This window comes from Deefgea salmonis (genome assembly GCF_020531905.1).
Classification (GTDB): domain Bacteria; phylum Pseudomonadota; class Gammaproteobacteria; order Burkholderiales; family Chitinibacteraceae; genus Deefgea; species Deefgea salmonis.
In genome coordinates this window covers 1-17351 of the sequence record NZ_JAJAWG010000011.1, presented here as the reverse complement: position 1 = coordinate 17351, position 17351 = coordinate 1, and the positions used below count along the sequence as shown (strand labels likewise).

Sequence of the window (17351 nt, the reverse complement as noted above, 5' to 3'; positions counted from 1 at the left end):
TCAAGGCCAGAAGCTGGTGAAGCGGTCGCGCACCAGTCGGTCTTGCATCCACCCTAGTTTTTTCAGCGAGCGGAACGGAATATCAGGCGATGTTCCATCGACGAGCTGGGTATTAAACAGGTCTGGGCGGGCGGCTGTGGAGGCAAACTCAGTGGCGAGCCGTGTTTTTAGTTGGATGAGCAGGCTATCGTCACCATTGACCTGTAACTTGTCTTCATCGCCTTCCAACCGGGGCAGCAATTTGGCCATTAGAAAATCATCCCAAACGGCATAAAGCTGGGCATCGGTTTGCGGTGAAAAGCATTTAAGCATCACCAGTAGCTCGTTCAGCGCACGGAATGCCAGCTCGAAAGGTGTTGCTTTAAATACATCGTTGATCCGCTGTAGAAAGGCAATGCTTTGGCTGCCATCAGGGTCGGCGGCAACGTCTTTGAGCTCCTCAGCACTCGCAATCCGCGAATCGAGTGGAAATCCCAGCGTGACCGGTTGTCGCTTTGGTTCGAAATAATGCTGGTAATCGTTGGGGAAAAACTCGCCAAAATCGATAGTAAAGGCACGATCGATCACCTTGCGCGAGAAGCCATGCGTGGTTTCATCCATATTCACCGTGCCGGCCACAATCAGATTGGGCGGCAGCGGCATGCCATGCTCAACGAAGTAGGCCCACAGCCCTATCCATTCTTCATCCGCAAAGCCCAGATCACTGCGCAGCTGGTCCAGCACATCGGCGTCAGATGATTTCAGCAATTTGGCTGGCGCAAAAATGGGCTCGCTCCGGTAACCGTCTTCGCTCCATTCCCGTGTCTCCAGCACCGACAGATAATCGGCAAAATACTGCTCGACTGGCGCAAGGTTCATTTCGTCCAGGCAGACCCAGAACGGCGTCATTTCTGATGGGGCTTTTAGCTGGTAAGCCGCGCCCCGCTCGGCAGCATCACGCCACGCCGCCGCCATAAACTGCAGAAACGGCGTCGCCACATAGCGGGTCCCATCAATGCGGGATACATAGCCCAACAGATCGGAGGGCTCGTGCCAGTCTGGTCGTACAGCAATTAATTCAAAATTTTTAATATCTGCAACTACTGAGGCATTTGCTTGCTGGCGGACAAAACGCGTTTTCCCTGTGCCGGAAATTCCTGCAAGCAATATAAATGGTTTTGGTAAAGCGCTAGTTATTGGTCTTGAAGGCGGCGGCGGGGTGTGTGGCTGGTTTGATGCATCAAAAACCTCCCCAGAAACATGAAGCTCATTCTCGAACCATGCAATCCGTTTTTGCGGAAATTTATTATATTTGCTATTCCCTTTGTAAAATCCAACATGAGGTAAATTTGCAAAAAAAGCTTCAATTGCGGATCGTTCGTTTCCTCCAGATGCTAGCGCTTCATTTATATCAATTAATTTCCCTCGAGATAGTGCTTCTGTAACACGTCTTATGCGTTCAAAAGTAACACTAAAGTCTCCACCATGTTCGCGAGTGGCAAGGATACGCTCTTCTTTGTGGTCGATTGATATAATTTCTACCGAGTTTCTCTTTGATATGTAATCAAGTTTTTTTCCGACAAGTTTTACTAATTCATTGCATACATATTCAAATAACTCGGTACTCATTTATTATTTTCCTTGAAGAAAGTCATCAATGGTTTTTGCCATACCTACCGCCAGTAAATATGGAACACCATTACCAATTGTTTTGAACTTTGCTGATAGCGTCATCGTTGGAGGAAGCACAAATTCTTTAGGTAATGATTGAATCGCAAGAGCTTCTGCCGCAGAGATTCTTCGAGCTAGCCAAGGGTGTAAATGGACCTCGTTATTTCCGTATGCTGCTGTAGGAGAATATCTATTCCTATGAAGTCGTTTGTATGATTTCTTTGAGTCATCCCCTTCCTCAATAACTTCAAATTTTGCTAGCCCAGCGCGTGGTGTGAAGTAATCTGTTCCATTTGGGTGGGTTTCTACATTGTTTTTGTTAAACCACCAATTAATAGTGAGCTCTTCTGGTGCATCTGTTTGGGTTGGGGTACCTTGGAAGCAATCTTTGCTTGGCCATTGGAAATTTAGGGCCATGTTTCCTGGGAATTTCATCTGTTGTTCCCAGTTGAAATTTTGTATTGATAACTTTCTTGTTTTCAATACGCCAAACATTAAAATTCGCTGCCTATCTTGCGGTGCGCCAAATTCTAATGAGTTTACTAAGCGGTCTGTGATTTCATAACCTGCACTGCTTAGTTCGTGTTTCAACTGCTCGTAAAACTCGCGATGCTTCGTTGTTCTCCACAGTCCTTTAACATTTTCAAATAAAAACCAATCTGGTTTGTTGTTGATAATCGTATCTATATATGATTTGGATAGCCTGCCATTTTCACCTTCTCGACCTTTATTTTTCCCACCGACAGAAAAATCCGGACATGGTGGACCCCCAATAAATCCGACGGTTTGGTAAAGTGTTTTTGCTGTGGTGACTCGGTCTTTAAGCGATTTTTCTTCTGCAGCTAAGAAGTCATCAATAGAATTCTCATGGTAGCCGAAACGAGGTGCCTCTTTGCCTAGGTGCTCCCTGCTGTACTTGTAGGCTTTCATGAAGTCTGGGTTTAGTTCATTGACGAATGCTATGTCGAAGTCAGAGTTCTCAAACCCTAGGTCAAGAAAGCCTGAGCCAGAAAAAAAGGAAAAAACTGCGTGGTTATTCATTGGTGGATTTTGAGCCTTAAATTTTTGTCGATTGTTACGGATACTTTGAATTAGTGCAATGATAATTCCGACGTCGCTCTGGTTTGGCAAGAGCGTGGTACGGTAAGGCTCACTAATAGGTGCAAGGCTTTGCAGAATCTTTGAGAGTAGATTTTTTCTTTGAGAGGTTCGTGCCTAAAATGCCTACTATTTGCCTACTGGCGTTTTTCCGGCAGAAATGAAAAAGGCCTCAGCGTGAGCTGAGGCCTTTACTTTTGTGGGGTGGCTGATGGGGCTCGAACCCACGACAACAGGAATCACAATCCTGGACTCTACCAACTGAGCTACAGCCACCACAAAACTTTTATAATCTGCGAATTCTCGGTATGCTTGGCGCACCCGACAGGAATCGAACCTGTAACCTACGACTTAGAAGGTCGTTGCTCTATCCGGTTGAGCTACGGGAGCTCCGTATTTACTACTCATCTTTACTACTTAGTGTTTCTGGTCGGGGCGGTGGGATTCGAACTCACGACCACCTGGTCCCAAACCAGGTGCGCTACCGGGCTGCGCTACGCCCCGAACAGAGGCCGAACTATACGTTGCCAATTTCTTCCCGTCAACACCTTGTGCGAACTTTTTTGTGAAAAAAGTGAAATAGTGAGAAAATGCGCCCCTTCACTAGAACAGCCGGAGTAAGCCCATGACTGCCCAGATCCTTGATGGCAAAGCCATTTCTCAAGAAATTGTTGCTGAAGTACGCACTAAAGTCGATGCGCGCGTCGCAGCTGGTCAACGTGCGCCAGCCTTGGCGGTGATTCTGGTTGGTAGCGATCCGGCATCACAAGTTTACGTTGGCAATAAAAAACGCCAGTGTGAAAACGCCGGAATTACCTCATTTGCCTATGATTTACCAGCAGATACTTCAGAGGCCGAGGTATTAAAGCTGGTTGCCGAGCTCAATACCCGCGACGATGTGGATGGGATTTTGGTGCAATTGCCGCTGCCTAAGCATATTGATGCCGATAAAGTGATTGAATTGATCGACCCGGTTAAAGATGTTGACGGCTTTCACCCTTACAATATCGGCCGCTTGGTATTGAAAATGCCTTTGCTGCGCCCGTGCACGCCACGCGGTGTGATGACTTTGCTGGAAAAAACCGGCATTGATTTGGTGGGTAAAGATGCGGTAGTGGTCGGCGCGTCCAATATTGTTGGTCGTCCACAAGCATTGGAATTGTTGCTAGCGCGAGCAACAGTAACGATTTGCCATAGCAAAACTAAAGATTTGGCCGAAAAAGTCCGCGGTGCGGATGTGGTGGTGGCTGGCGTAGGGATTCCTAACTTTGTTAAAGGCGAATGGATTAAAGAAGGCGCTATCGTCATTGACGTGGGTATCAATCGTTTAGAAAACGGCAAATTGTGCGGCGACGTTGAGTTTGACGCGGCCAAAGAGCGCGCTAGCTGGATTACGCCAGTACCGGGCGGCGTCGGTTTGATGACGGTGGCGACGCTGATGCAAAATACGTATGACGCTTGCGTAAATCGTAACGGCTAATTCTAAAGGCGGGTTTTAACCCGCCATTTACCTCTAAAAGATTTTAATAAGGTTCTGTAATGGCATATCAACTGGCTAAACCGCTGCTGTTTATGATGGATGCGGAGCGCGCGCATCACGCGGCATTTAAAGGCTTGGGCTTGCTGCACAGCACGGGATTTTTGCGCACGTTAACGCCAACAGTGCAAAATAATCCAGTCACAGTGATGGGCATTGAGTTCCCTAATCCGGTCGGTTTGGCTGCAGGCTTGGATAAAAATGGCGATTACATTGATACCTTGGCCGAGTTGGGCTTTGGCTTTTTAGAAATCGGTACGGTAACGCCGCGCCCACAAGCCGGTAATCCCAAGCCACGTTTATTTCGTTTGCCAGAAGCGCGGGCGATTATTAACCGCATGGGGTTTAATAATGGCGGCGTTGACCAACTAATCAAAAATGTTGAGGCCAGCCAGTATAAGGGCGTACTCGGCATCAATATTGGCAAGAACGCCGATACCCCGATAGAAAATGCCGTCGATGATTATTTAATCGGCTTGCGTAAGGTGTATAACCACGCCAGCTATGTGACGGTGAATATCTCTAGCCCGAATACCAAAAACCTGCGGCAATTGCAGCAAGCCAGTGAATTTGGCGCGCTATTGCAGGCATTAAAAACCGAACAAGCGCGTCTGGCCGATCAATATGGTCGCTATGTGCCCATCGCCGTCAAAATTGCCCCGGATTTGGATGGCAATCAAATCCAAGAAATGGGCGAATTACTCATCGCCAATCAAATCGACGGCGTGATTGCCACCAATACCACTTTGTCGCGGACTGGCGTTGAACATCTGCGGCATGGCCAAGAAACCGGCGGCCTATCGGGCGAGCCGGTGCGGGCCAAATCAACCTCAGTGATTCGCGAATTGTCGCGTGTGCTTGATGGCGCTTTGCCGATTATCGGTGTCGGTGGCATTGTGTCTGGGGAGGATGCGGTGGAAAAAATCCGTGCGGGCGCGGCCGTGGTGCAAATTTATAGCGGCTTGATTTATGAGGGTCCGCAATTGATTGCCGATTGCGCCCAAGCCATTGCCCGTGCGTAAAGCCAGCGCTCATCGTGGGATTTCAACGATCTAGGTCATGAAATCATCAAGCAAGATACGTTAAGCTCAATCCCATTCGTGCCACACTCGGGGTTGAGCGCCAAACGCGTCTCGTTGATGACCCGACGTAAACGCAGTAAGCAAAACCCGCGCAAAGACCCAGCAAAAACGCGGTTGTGGGTCAGCCCATTCAGTGAAAAAGGATCTCTGTTGAACGCTCAAGACGAACAAATCACCCAAGTTATTTTAACTTTTGCCCAGCCGGTGTTAGTCGGTTTACCCAATGGCTGCTCCAAAGCGCAGTTCGCCGGCGTCATGCGCACGGTGCTTACCGTATGGAATGCCGTGGTGAAAGACGCGCAAGATGGCGGCAATCAGCATGAAACGGCGGTACTGAACACCATCGCCAGCGCCTCTAAAGAAGTGCAATTGATGGTCAAGCGGCTGATCAAACGCAAAAAAACCAAATTCGCCACCGAGCAACGCCTGATCGGCCAACACTGGGTGCACGAGCAAGGTGGGGAAGTGTTGTTTGGGTGTGAAGAGAAACAAGCAACAACATCGACATTTAAGGCGAAATAATCATGCCGGTTTTGCTGCAATTTGAAACGCCTCGTTTAATCTTGCGGCAATTCACTGATGCCGATTGGCCAGCACTGCACGCGCATTATTCTGATCTGGAATGTACTCAATTCACCTTTCGCCGTGCGCTCTCAGAGGGCGAAAGCTGGCGTGCGATGTCGAGTATGCTTGGACATTGGGTTTTACGCGGTTATGGCCCGTATGCGATTGAAGAAAAAGCGACCGGTTTGGTGCTGGGGACTGCGGGCTTGTGGTATCCCAACGACTGGCCAGCCCCCGAAATCAAATGGGCCTTGAGCCGTGCGTATTGGGGGCAAGGTTTTGCCAGCGAAGCGGTGCGTGGTATTCAGGCGATGGCTTTAGAGTGCGTACCTCATCTGAATTTGATTAGTTTTATCCATAGCGATAATGCACCGTCGATACAATTGGCGCAGGCAGTAGGCGCGACATTAGAAAAAGAAGTCGAGTTTCGCGGTGGGCAATGGCAGATTTATCGGCATCCGAAACAGCGCCTAGGCGACGATTGATAAGACATGTACTTTTTGAAGTGATGCTTGATTGAGGTTTGGATATGTCAACAAAGCAAAAGTATTGGTTTCCTGCCAAACGCTATGGCTGGGGTTGGGGGATGCCGTCAAGTTGGCAGGGGTGGTGTGTTTTGCTTGCTTACCTGATGCTGCTGATTTTAGCCGTTATTCTCAAGCTGCCAGATCATCAACCATTGCTATTTTGGAGTGGGTTTGGATTACTCAGTTTGATTTTTTTGATCATCTGTTGGCGTAAAGGCGAACCGACGCAGTGGCGTTGGGGCGAGAAGTAAAGCCAGTAGGGCGGGTTAGTTTTATCAACCCGCGCTGATTGCCATGCTTTACATGCGAATTAAATTGGCGGGTTACGCAGGCTAACCCGCCCTACGATTATCACGATCACGTTGTGCTTTGTTGTGATCAATATGGCGCTGTCGGTTGTGTTGGGGCGAGCCCATGCGGCTTTGCCGCTTGAAAGAGAATTAAAAATTAAATGGATGTATCGAGTTGTAGCTATTGCTGGTTAAAGCTTCTAGGTCAATACCCCAGTGCAATCCCTCAAGGGCTGAGAACATCATGGATTTGAATCATTACCTCTTATTACTCGTCGGTGCGGTGTTGGTGAACAACGTGGTGCTGGTGCGGATTTTGGGGCTTTGCCCGTTTATGGGCGTATCCAAAAAATTGGAAGCGTCGATCGGGATGGGCTTGGCGACCGCATTCGTGTTGACTTTGGCGTCAGGCACGTCGTGGATGATCGACCAAGTGTTGATCTTGTGGCATCTGGAATACCTGCGCACGCTGGCGTTTATTGTGGTGATTGCGGCGATTGTGCAATTTACCGAGATGTTTATCCATAAAGCCAGTCCAGTGTTGTATCAGGCCTTGGGGATTTATTTGCCGCTGATTACCACCAATTGCGCGGTGCTCGGCGTGCCGCTGATTAATTCGACTGCCAAGCATACTTTTTTTGAGTCCTTGGTGTTTGGCTTTGGCTCGGCGCTGGGTTTTTCCTTGATTTTGATTTTGTTCGCCGCGATGCGCGAACGACTCGAAGGCGCCGATATTCCGCAAGCTTTTAAAGGCACGCCAGCAGCGTTTATTACCGCCGGCTTGATGAGTTTGGCATTTATGGGTTTTGCCGGATTGGTTAAATGATTGTGAGTCGGGCGTCGTCGTCCCGTCCTATTCCCCATTCCCTGGTTTGATTAAGGTATTTGCATGAGTTTTCTATTCGCACTGGCGTTGATGGCCGGATTGGCCGTGTTGCTTGGCGCTGTTTTGGGTTGGGCGGCGATTAAATTTAAGGTTGATGAAGATCCCTTGGTGGATAAAATCGACGCGGTATTGCCGCAAACCCAGTGCGGCCAGTGCGGCTATCCGGGCTGTAAACCGTATGCGACGGCGATTGCCAATGATGAAGCGCCGATTAATCAATGCCCGCCGGGCGGAACGGATGGAATTCATAAGCTGGCTGAGTTGCTGGGCAAAGAATTTATTCCTTTTGACGACGGCGGCGGAGCGGCCGAAAAGCCGCGTGCGGTGGCAGTGATTCGGGAGGACGTGTGTATCGGCTGTACGCTGTGTATTCAAGCCTGCCCAGTCGACGCGATTGTTGGCGCCGCCAAGCAACTGCATACGGTGATTGAATCAGAATGCACCGGTTGTGAGCTGTGTATTGCACCGTGTCCGGTCGATTGCATCGATATGGTCGTTGTCGGTGAAAACGTCAATACGTGGAAATGGCGCTATCCGGTGATTCAACTGAAGCAGGTGAGCTAAATGAGTGCGACGTTGAGTCACGAGATTTTTCCATTTCATGGTGGCGTGCATCCGCCAGAGATGAAAGATTTATCCAATCGCTCGCCGATTGTGGCGATGCCGATTCCTGCACGGTTATCGATTCCTTTGCAGCAAAGCATTGGCAATATCGCGCAACCCTTGGTGAGCGTAGGGGATCGCGTTCTCAAAGGACAAATGCTTGCCGCAGCCAATGGCAATATTTCAGCCGCGGTGCACGCGCCAACGTCGGGACAAGTGATTGCGCTCGGCGCGCAAGCGGTGGCGCATCCATCGGGTTTGACGCAAATCTGCCTGACATTGGCCAGCGACGGCCTTGATGAATGGATTGCGCGCGAAAAATTTGATTGGCGCGCAGCGCTGCAAGGTGGTGACGCCAAGGCGATTCGCGAATACGTGCAAAACATGGGCGTGGTTGGGCAGGGCGGCGCGGTGTTTCCGTCGCATCTGAAATTAATCAGCCGCGAGCCGCTCGATACCTTGATTATTAATGGCGCTGAATGTGAGCCGTACATCACGTGTGATGATCGATTGATGCGCGAGCGCGCCATTGAGATCGTTGCGGGGATTGCGATTGTTCGACAATTATTGAACGCCAAACAAGTGCTCATCGGCATCGAAGACAATAAACCCGAGGCGATTGAAGCCTTGCGCGCGGCGCTAATGGGCTGCGGATTTAGCGCTCAAGTCGTGGTGGTACCGACACTCTACCCATCGGGTGGCGCAAAACAGCTGATTAAATTGCTGACCAATATCGAAGTGCCTAGCGGCGTTCGCTCCACCGATTTGGGGGTGCAATGCTTTAATGTGGCAACGATTTACAGTATTTACGCGGCACTAGAGCACGCCGAACCAGTGATTTCACGGGTGGTGACGCTCACCGGCAATGTCGAAAAACCGTGCAATGTTGAGGCTTTGATTGGTACGCCGATTGACGATTTATTAAAGTTTGCCGGACTGAAATCACCCAGTGACTGTATTTATGGCGGGCCGATGATGGGCTTTACCTTGCCATCAACGCAAGTGGGTTTGACCAAGGCCGGTAACTGCATTATTGCGATGGACGCGGCCAATTTCCCCGAAAAACCACGTGAAATGCCGTGTATTCGTTGTGGCGAATGCGCGGTAGCGTGCCCGCAAGAATTGCAGCCGATGGATTTGTACTGGTTTGCGCGCAGTAAAAACTTTGGCAAGGCGCAAGAGCGCAATCTATTTGACTGCATCGAATGCGGCGCTTGCGCCTATGTGTGCCCGTCGAGTATTCAGTTGGTGGATTATTATCGTTTTGCCAAATCCGAAATCTGGGATGCCGAGCGCGCGAAGAAATCGGCCGATACCGCGCGCGAACGGCATGAATTTAAGCAGTTCCGTGAAGAACGTGAGAAAGAAGAAAAAGCTGCGCGCTTAGCGGCGCGAGCTGGGGGTCAATCTGTTTCGGCCAGAGCCTCGCCAAAACCACTGGTGACTGAAGCTGCCGCGCCTGAAGCCAGTGTGGCACCTGCCGTTGATGGGGATGATAAAGCCGCGAAAATTCGCGCGGCGATGGCGCGTGCGGCTGCCGCTAAAGGCGAAACGCCTGCAAGCAGCGCGGCTGCGCCAGCACTCGACACCGATAAAGCGGCGAAAATTAAAGCTGCGATGGCAGCAGCAGCAGCGAAAAAAGCCGCAGCAAATACCCCTACAGAGCATGGCGCTGTAGGGGTTGCTGGTGCTGGCTTGCAGCAAGATACAGCAGCCAAACCGACGATAGATGAAGAAAAGGCCGCCAAGATTCGCGCGGCGATGGCCGCCGCGGCGGCCAAAAAAGCCGAGAAAGCAGTAAAAGACGCGAAGGACGCGGGTAAGCCCGTTCCATCGCCAGTCGTTGCGCCAGCAGTGGTTGAGAAACCCGCTATCGACGAAGAAAAAGCCGCCAAGATTCGTGCGGCAATGGCGGCAGCGGCAGCCAAAAAAGCCGAAAAAGCAGCGAAGGACGCAGGTGAATCCGTTCCATCGCCCGTAGTCGCGCCAGCAGCGGTTGAGAAACCCGCCATCGACGAAGAAAAAGCCGCCAAGATTCGCGCAGCGATGGCTGCAGCGGCAGCCAAAAAAGCGGCGAAACCAGCCGCAGAGGGAAAAGAATGATGCGTACATCACCGCATTTGATCAAACCAACACCGCTGCAAGTGGTGATGTTCAAAGTCGCCGTGGCCTTGCTGCCCGGTATCGCCGCGTATGCTTGGGTGTTTGGCGCCGGCATTTTGCTGCAAATCTTGCTGGCGACGGTAGCGGCGATTGCCACTGAAGCAGCGTGCTTAAAATTACGCAATTATCCCATCAAGCCTTTTATTACCGATGGCTCGGCAATTGTCACTGCATGGTTGTTGGCGCTGTCTTTACCACCGCTGTCTAGCTGGTGGATGGTGGTGTTGGCCACGGTGATTGCGATTGGTTTGGCCAAGCATTTATATGGCGGTTTGGGGCAAAATCCATTTAATCCAGCGATGGTGGGTTTTGCGGTGATGATGGTGTCGTTTCCGGCGCAAATGAGTCGCTGGAATGCGCCGCTGTCTTTGCCAACTGTGGATTTAACGGCTTGGCAGCAGTTTGGGTATGTCTTGAGCGGGCATCTGCCACAAGGGCTGTCATTCGATACCCTTGCATCAGCGACGCCACTGGATAGCGTTAAAACCGCTTTGCTGCAGCAGCACAGCATGAGCGATATTTTTAGTGGTGCAATTTTTCAGTCGGCCGATTGGTTGAGTTTTTTACCGAGTTCGGTGGCGTTAATCGCCGTAGGCTATTTGCTGGGCGGCTTGTATTTGCTGCAACAGCGGATTATTGCGTGGCCGTTGCCGGTGGCGTTTTTGACGGTGTTATTGGGCATGTCGGGATTGTTTCACCTGATTAATCCGGCGCAATACACCAGTCCCGCGTTTCACTTACTCAGTGGCGCAGCGGTGCTGGGCGCATTTTTTATCGTTACCGATCCGGTGACCGCGCCAACAACGTTGCGGGGCCGTTTAATTTACGCCGCGTTAATTGGTTTACTCACTTGGCTGATTCGCACCTTTGGCGGCTATCCCGACGGGGTAGCGTTTGCGGTGTTGATTATGAATATTGCCGCACCGTTTATTGACCAATACACGCAGCCAGCTGTTTTCGGCCGTAAGCCTCAGCGGGGAGTGAAGCATGGACATTAAAACCCTTGACCACAGCGGGACAGAGACGCAGAGGGAAAGCAAAGTTTTCGTGGGGTTCTCTGTGTCGGTATGCCGCTGTGATGCGTTTTCAGGGCAATGTGTGGGGATGAAAGCATGAAAACCATGGTGCAAAATGGCGTTCGCGGTGCTTTGACTTTATTGGTTTTTGCTCTGGTTTTTACCGCTTTAATGGCCGGAACTTATGCCTTAACGAAGGACAGTGTCGCCCAAAATGAGCGTGACGCCCGCGCGGCGTTGATCGCGCAAGTGTTGCCGGCGGGCAGTTATGACAACGAATTGCTGCTCGACGCGTTGCCGCAAACTGCTGCAGCCCAACAGCAGCTAAATAATCCAGCCGGCGCGCAGATTTATCGGGCGCTTAAAAATGGCCAAACCACAGCAGTGGTGGTGGAAACGATTGCGCCAGATGGCTATTCAGGCAAGATTAAATTATTGGTCGGTGTGAGCCGCACTGGGCAGGTTTTGGGCGTTCGCGTGGTGGCGCACAAAGAAACCCCAGGCTTGGGCGATTATATTGACGTCGCTAAGTCGAACTGGATTTTGGGTTTTGATGGTAAATCGCTATCGTCACCAACGGCCGATTTATGGCGGGTTAAAAAAGATGGTGGCGCTTTTGATGCCGCAGCCGGGGCCACCATTAGCCCGCGTGCGGTGGTGAAAGCGGTGAAAAACACCTTGAGTTACGTGGCGGCCGAGCACGCCACTTTGTTTGGAGCCTAAGCATGGCCTTGTTAACACAAGACGAAAGCAAAACGATTATTCAAAACAGCATTTGGCAGCAAAATGCCGCCTTAGGGCAGTTTTTGGGCCTGTGCCCAGTGCTGGTGATTTCAAGTAATATGGTGAATGGCGTTTCGCTGGGCTTGGCGACGAGCTTGGTGATGTTGATTTCAAGTGCGGCGATTGCCTGCATTCGCAGCTTGGTGCCCAATGAATTGCGGGCGCCGATTTTTATTTTAATCATCGCCGCCTTGGTGACGATGGTCGATTTATTGATGAATGCCTATGTGCATGATTTATACGTGGTGCTGGGGATTTTTATTCCTTTGATTACCACCAACTGCATCGTGTTAGCGCGGGCCGAAGCGTATGCGTCCAAAAACGGCGTGGCGCAATCGGCGCTCGACGGCGTGATGATGGGGCTAGGGCTCACGCTGGTGCTGGCGATTTTGGGCGCGATGCGCGAGTTAGTCGGCAAAGGCACACTGTTGTCGGGTATTGATCTGGTGTTTGGCACCAGCGCCAAATCATGGGTGATCCACGTGATTCCTGCTGAATACAATTATCAATTCTTGCTGGCCATCTTGCCGCCCGGCGCGTTTATTGGCTTGGGTTTTTTAATTGCCGGTAAGCAAGCACTGGATCGCCGCGCAGAAGCCAAGGCTAAGTTGATTGTTCAATTGCAGGTTACGATGAATCAACAAGGGATTTAGTTTATGGAAACGGCACTTATTGGTGGTTTTACTGCGATTGTTATTGCAATATTGTCTGCTAGCTTAGGTTATTACTGGACTAAAAAAAGAGAGCAAGCGGCTGAGTTACGCAAAGCAAAGCTGGAGCTATATCAAAATTTTCTTTCCGCTTACAGTGCTGCTCGTACTGATCCTAGTCATGAAGAAAAGAGAGAGTTATTGATCAAAGAGGCTAATGCTATGTACCTCATAGCATCTCCAAGTGTGATCATCGCTTGGCAGAATTACAAGCAAGCGGTAAAGGAAAATAGTTGCGAGACCCAACAGAAAGAGAATTTGTTTTTCTATGAGGTACGGGAAGATTTGGGTACAAATGCTAAAGCCAAGTATTCAAGCTTCAAAGTTGAAATGTCTACATATTAAATTGAAATGAATAATCAAACCCGTTACACCTTTTATGCGCGTTTGGCCGAATTAGAACCCAATCCCAAAACTGAGCTGAACTACACCACGCCGTTTGAGTTGTTGACGGCGGTGTTGCTATCGGCGCAGGCGACCGATGTGGGGGTGAATAAAGCGACCAAGGTGTTGTTCCCTGTGGCCAATACCCCGGAGGGGATTCTGGCGCTAGGGCTTGATGGGCTTGAGTCCTACATCAATACCATTGGCCTCTTTCACAGTAAGGCCAAGCATTTATTACAAACCTGCCAAATGCTGATCGACTTACACGGCGGCGAAGTGCCGCGAGATCGGGAAAGCTTAGAGGCGCTGCCCGGCGTTGGGCGTAAAACGGCCAACGTGGTGATGAACACGGCGTTTGGTATTCCGACGATTGCGGTGGATACGCATATCTTCCGCATTGGCAATCGCACTGGTTTGGCCAAGGGCAAAGACGTGCGGGCGGTGGAGGACAAATTACTTAAGGTGACGCCGCCAGAATTTTTGCTCAATGCACATCACTGGCTAATTTTGCACGGCCGCTATATTTGCAAAGCGCGCAAACCGGAATGCTGGCGCTGTATTGAAAATGATATCTGCGATTACCGCAGTAAAATCATGACACCACCGAAAGGCTTTTGATGGGTATATCGATGTAGCTGATGTTGAGTATTGCCCGCATCAATATACCTATTGATAGTGTTTTTTTCAAAACCCAGCGGCGAGTTCTTTCTTGAGTGCTGTCAATCTTGCTCGGCGATGAATTGCCGTGGCATGGTTGTTCATTCCAAAATCGTACTAAAGATATAGTGCTCAAGTACTAGGCGTTCTGCCGTGGCCAGCGGGATGAATTCCAATCCGTATTGAATTGAATTGTTCGGTACTTCTGTTTTTTGATTTTTAACGATGGCACGGATGCTCATCGTATGGTCGATGCCGGCCGCATGCAGGCGTAGCGCCATGCTGATTTCTTGGTCTGTTGCTAATTGCAGATTACTGCCTTCGAGCATGGCACCACTGGCCGATAGATTGGTGATTTTGGCGGGCGTGCTATGAATGCCATCGCCGCTAATGCTGGCAATCAAATGGGTGCTCACCCGCAAGCTATTGCGTAATTGGCGGATTTGCAAGGTATCAGGCCAGCTTAGGTGCAAGTAGGGAAAGGGCGAAAAGCAAACTTTCTCAATCACCGCATCAAATGAAATCACATCTTTACCAGCAATGGTTTTGGCTTTAATCGATTGCCCTTCCCGATAGGGTAAGACCGCCCCATGAGCATTGAGTGCGCTAATTAATACCCCCATTTTATCCACCCAGCCGATCAGTTTGACTGATTCACTATGATTGAGCGGATCAACGCTCAGCTGAATATGCAGTGCACTGCCGGGAGGCAATTTAAATTGCGCTAGATGGCGTTTGCTAGACGCGGGTTTTGCAATCACGCGCTCGACCGGCGGCGTATTGCTGCGAACTCGCGCGCCACCGACCGCGCCTGCAACGCGAACGCCACGCCACGCTGGATTACGAAACATGCCCAATTTATTGAGGGTTTCAAGTTGTTTTTCGGTATGAATGATTTGCCCGGCGCTCAGCAGCAATTGATTGTCGGCATCAAAGATGGCGTAAGGTGTCGGCTCGCCAACAACAAGTTCTTGTTGGCGAAGGGGGACGAGGTCAGATTGGGCCATGCAGTTCACCAAAGATAAGCCATATATAAGTTATGCTTGTAATCTAACTTTGCCGCTACGCCAAGCATCCGGCTGGCGGCGTTGCATTGTCGCGACGTGATACCATCATATTTCCGTTTAAACCGAGTTTTCCATGCTGCATTTGCTTAATTCTCCTCAGCGCGCTGCTGTGCAATATTTATCTGGCCCTTGTTTGGTGCTGGCTGGCGCTGGCTCGGGTAAAACGCGAGTGATCACGCAAAAAATCGCTTATTTAATCGAAGAAGCGCAAATGGACGCGCGTCATATCGCTGCGATTACCTTTACCAATAAAGCCGCCAGAGAAATGCAAGAGCGGGTGGCGAGCTTATTGCCAGCGAATCGCTTGAAAGGTTTAACGGTTTCGACGTTTCATAGCTTAGGCATGAAGATCTTGCGCGAAGAGGCGGCGCATTTGGGCTATAAACCGAAGTTTTCGATTTTGGACTCGGCCGATTCGGCCAAAATTATCGCCGATCAATTGATCACCACCGATAAATCATTAATTCGCTCGACAGTCAGTCAAATTTCAAACTTAAAAAGTGATCGAATTTCTCCAGACCACGCTTTGACCATTGCCGCATCAGAAGGCGAAATGCAGCTGGCCAAGTTGTATCGCGCTTATCAAGACACGCTGTTTGCGTATCAAGCGATTGATTTTGACGATTTGATTCGCCTGCCGGTGGATTTATTTGAGGCGAATCCTGAAGTCTTGCAAAAATGGCAGCATCGTTTGCGCTATTTATTGATCGATGAGTATCAAGATACCAATACCACGCAGTACCAACTGGTCAAACAGTTGACCCAGTTAACGGGGAAATTTACTGCGGTGGGGGATGACGATCAGAGTATTTATGCTTGGCGCGGTGCGAATGTTGAAAACCTGAATTTGCTGCGCATCGATTTCCCTCAATTACACGTGATTAAGTTAGAGCAAAACTACCGCTCGGTGGCGCGGATTTTGCGCTGCGCCAATGCGGTGATCTCGAATAATCCAAAATTATTCGAGAAACAATTGTGGTCTGATCTTGGCATCGGCGATTTGGTGCAAGTGGTCGAAACCAAGGGAGAGGACGATGAGGCCCGCTTGGTCGCCGAGCGTTTGAAAATGCATATGGCGCTCAACGGTACCAGTTTTGCCGATTATGCGGTGCTGTATCGCGGTAATTTTCAGTCGCGGATTATTGAAGCGCAAATGCGTGCCGAGAATATTCCGTACGTGATGTCGGGCGGACAAAGCTTTTTTGATAACGCTGAAATCAAAGACGTATTGGCGTATTTGCATTTGATTGCCAACGATGACGATGAACCGGCTTTTATCCGCGCAGTCACGACGCCCAAACGGGGTATCGGCAATGTGACTTTGGAAAAGTTGGGCAGCTATGCCAAAGAGCGGCAAGTTTCTTTGTTTGCTGCGGTGTTTGAAGAAGGCTTTGCGCATCAGATTCAACCCGCGCAGCGCGAAATGCTTTATACCTTCTGCCGATTTATTCAGCGGATGCAAGACAAAGTTAAAACTGAACCGGCCGATCAGCTGTTTCATGAAATTGTGGGGGCGATTGATTTTGAAACTTGGCTATACGAATCTGAAGATCCAAAGCCCGCCGAAAGTAAATGGAACAATATCCTGAGCTTGGCCGAGATGATTAAAAAGAAAGTCGATAGCGCCGGCAGTAATCTGGATGAAATCACGCAAAATTTTGACCTGCGGATCATGCTTGAAGGCCGCACAGAAGACGAAATCGACGCGGTGCGGCTTTCAACGCTGCATGCCAGCAAAGGGCTGGAATATCCGCATGTGTTTTTAATTGGCTGTGAAGAAGATATCCTGCCGCATCAAAATTCAATTGAATCGGGCATGGTCGAAGAAGAGCGCCGTTTAATGTATGTCGGCATTACCCGAGCGCAGCGCAGTTTAACGATTACCTATTGCGGAAAGCGTAAACGCGCTGGTGAATGGCAAATTACTAGGCCGAGTCGCTTCTTAGATGAGTTGCCAGCAGCAGATGTGATGTTTAGTGGGCGTTTAGCCGCCAAATACGACCCATCACCGGATATTAAGAAAGAACATTCCAGTCTCGCGGCGAAAATGTTAGCTAATTTAGGCGCAAAAACGGCGAAATAAGCTTTTTTCGCGTTTTATCATTCGCAATCAATACTTCGCCCCCTTCTGAATAGCGAAGGTATCAGAATTAATGTTGAAATTTGATGCTTTAAAATTCAACAACTTAGCGTGTTAATGGCGTTTTGTTTGCCACAAGGTGTTGACGTGATCGCGGGGCTGCCGTATATTTCGGCCTCTCTGCTGCTGACACAGCAAACGAAACACCGGTTTCTAGGTTGTTTTGTGTGTCCTAAGCCACTGATCTTTAACAA

Annotated in this window: 17 protein-coding genes and 3 tRNA genes; 14 read left to right on the top strand and 6 right to left on the bottom strand. The window is 49.9% G+C overall.

All coding sequences use genetic code 11. From position 1 onward, the window contains the following. The 5 genes from LG219_RS13165 to LG219_RS13145 all read right to left on the bottom strand — a co-directional run bounded on the left by LG219_RS13165 (window position 1) and on the right by LG219_RS13145 (window position 3252). Window positions 1–1608 carry an McrB family protein gene (locus LG219_RS13165; protein WP_226764939.1) on the bottom strand — a complete coding sequence of 536 codons (1608 nt, stop codon included), beginning with the start codon at window positions 1606–1608 and terminating at the stop codon, window positions 1–3. Window positions 1609–1611: 3 nt separating this feature from the next. Continuing rightward, window positions 1612–2691: a DNA cytosine methyltransferase gene (locus LG219_RS13160; RefSeq protein ID WP_226764938.1), complete on the bottom strand. Its 1080-nt coding sequence runs from the start codon at window positions 2689–2691 to the stop codon at window positions 1612–1614. Window positions 2692–2948: 257 nt separating this feature from the next. Further along, a tRNA-His gene (locus tag LG219_RS13155) sits at window positions 2949–3024 on the bottom strand. A gap of 37 nt (window positions 3025–3061) precedes the next feature. Next, window positions 3062–3138, bottom strand: a tRNA-Arg gene (locus LG219_RS13150). Between the two features lie 37 nt (window positions 3139–3175). Continuing rightward, window positions 3176–3252: transfer RNA gene (locus LG219_RS13145), tRNA-Pro, on the bottom strand. A gap of 121 nt (window positions 3253–3373) precedes the next feature. Between LG219_RS13145 and folD the strand changes: the two genes are divergently transcribed. From folD to nth, 13 genes are all read left to right on the top strand, one after another. Next, complete coding sequence (gene folD, locus LG219_RS13140) at window positions 3374–4228, top strand: bifunctional methylenetetrahydrofolate dehydrogenase/methenyltetrahydrofolate cyclohydrolase FolD (RefSeq protein ID WP_226764937.1); 855 nt, start codon at window positions 3374–3376, stop codon at window positions 4226–4228. Window positions 4229–4287: 59 nt separating this feature from the next. Beyond that, complete coding sequence (locus LG219_RS13135) at window positions 4288–5307, top strand: quinone-dependent dihydroorotate dehydrogenase (RefSeq protein WP_226764936.1); 1020 nt, start codon at window positions 4288–4290, stop codon at window positions 5305–5307. Between the two features lie 210 nt (window positions 5308–5517). Further along, window positions 5518–5889, top strand: a complete 372-nt coding sequence (locus LG219_RS13130) for a hypothetical protein (RefSeq protein WP_226764935.1) — start codon at window positions 5518–5520, stop codon at window positions 5887–5889. Between the two features lie 2 nt (window positions 5890–5891). Further along, window positions 5892–6416, top strand: coding sequence for a GNAT family N-acetyltransferase (locus LG219_RS13125; protein WP_226764934.1), 525 nt, complete (start codon window positions 5892–5894; stop codon window positions 6414–6416). A gap of 44 nt (window positions 6417–6460) precedes the next feature. Beyond that, window positions 6461–6709, top strand: a complete 249-nt coding sequence (locus LG219_RS13120; protein WP_226764933.1) for a hypothetical protein — start codon at window positions 6461–6463, stop codon at window positions 6707–6709. Window positions 6710–6992: 283 nt separating this feature from the next. Beyond that, window positions 6993–7574, top strand: a complete 582-nt coding sequence (gene rsxA, locus LG219_RS13115) for an electron transport complex subunit RsxA (RefSeq protein WP_226764932.1) — start codon at window positions 6993–6995, stop codon at window positions 7572–7574. Window positions 7575–7637: 63 nt separating this feature from the next. Then, a complete protein-coding gene (gene rsxB / locus LG219_RS13110) occupies window positions 7638–8198 on the top strand; it encodes an electron transport complex subunit RsxB (RefSeq protein ID WP_250647320.1) in 561 nt (186 codons plus the stop codon). Beyond that, entirely contained in the window at window positions 8199–10340 is a 2142-nt protein-coding gene (gene rsxC, locus LG219_RS13105; RefSeq protein WP_226764931.1) for an electron transport complex subunit RsxC, read from the top strand. Then, a complete protein-coding gene (locus tag LG219_RS13100; RefSeq protein WP_226764930.1) occupies window positions 10337–11398 on the top strand; it encodes an RnfABCDGE type electron transport complex subunit D in 1062 nt (353 codons plus the stop codon). The genes rsxC and LG219_RS13100 overlap by 4 nt, the downstream gene beginning before the upstream one ends. A gap of 114 nt (window positions 11399–11512) precedes the next feature. After that, a complete protein-coding gene (gene rsxG / locus LG219_RS13095; RefSeq protein ID WP_226764929.1) occupies window positions 11513–12139 on the top strand; it encodes an electron transport complex subunit RsxG in 627 nt (208 codons plus the stop codon). A gap of 2 nt (window positions 12140–12141) precedes the next feature. Further along, a complete protein-coding gene (locus tag LG219_RS13090; RefSeq protein WP_226764928.1) occupies window positions 12142–12852 on the top strand; it encodes an electron transport complex subunit E in 711 nt (236 codons plus the stop codon). Between the two features lie 3 nt (window positions 12853–12855). Then, window positions 12856–13254 carry a hypothetical protein gene (locus tag LG219_RS13085; RefSeq protein ID WP_221021388.1) on the top strand — a complete coding sequence of 133 codons (399 nt, stop codon included), beginning with the start codon at window positions 12856–12858 and terminating at the stop codon, window positions 13252–13254. 6 nt (window positions 13255–13260) lie between these two features. After that, window positions 13261–13911: an endonuclease III gene (gene nth, locus LG219_RS13080; protein ID WP_226764927.1), complete on the top strand. Its 651-nt coding sequence runs from the start codon at window positions 13261–13263 to the stop codon at window positions 13909–13911. Between the two features lie 140 nt (window positions 13912–14051). Here nth and LG219_RS13075 read toward each other — a convergent pair whose 3' ends face one another. After that, on the bottom strand, window positions 14052–14957 hold the full coding sequence (locus tag LG219_RS13075; protein WP_226764926.1) for a flagellar brake protein: 906 nt from the start codon (window positions 14955–14957) through the stop codon (window positions 14052–14054). Between the two features lie 133 nt (window positions 14958–15090). Here LG219_RS13075 and LG219_RS13070 point away from each other — a divergent pair, with 133 nt between their 5' ends. After that, window positions 15091–17100 carry a UvrD-helicase domain-containing protein gene (locus LG219_RS13070; protein ID WP_226764925.1) on the top strand — a complete coding sequence of 670 codons (2010 nt, stop codon included), beginning with the start codon at window positions 15091–15093 and terminating at the stop codon, window positions 17098–17100. Window positions 17101–17351: the final 251 nt, after the last annotated feature.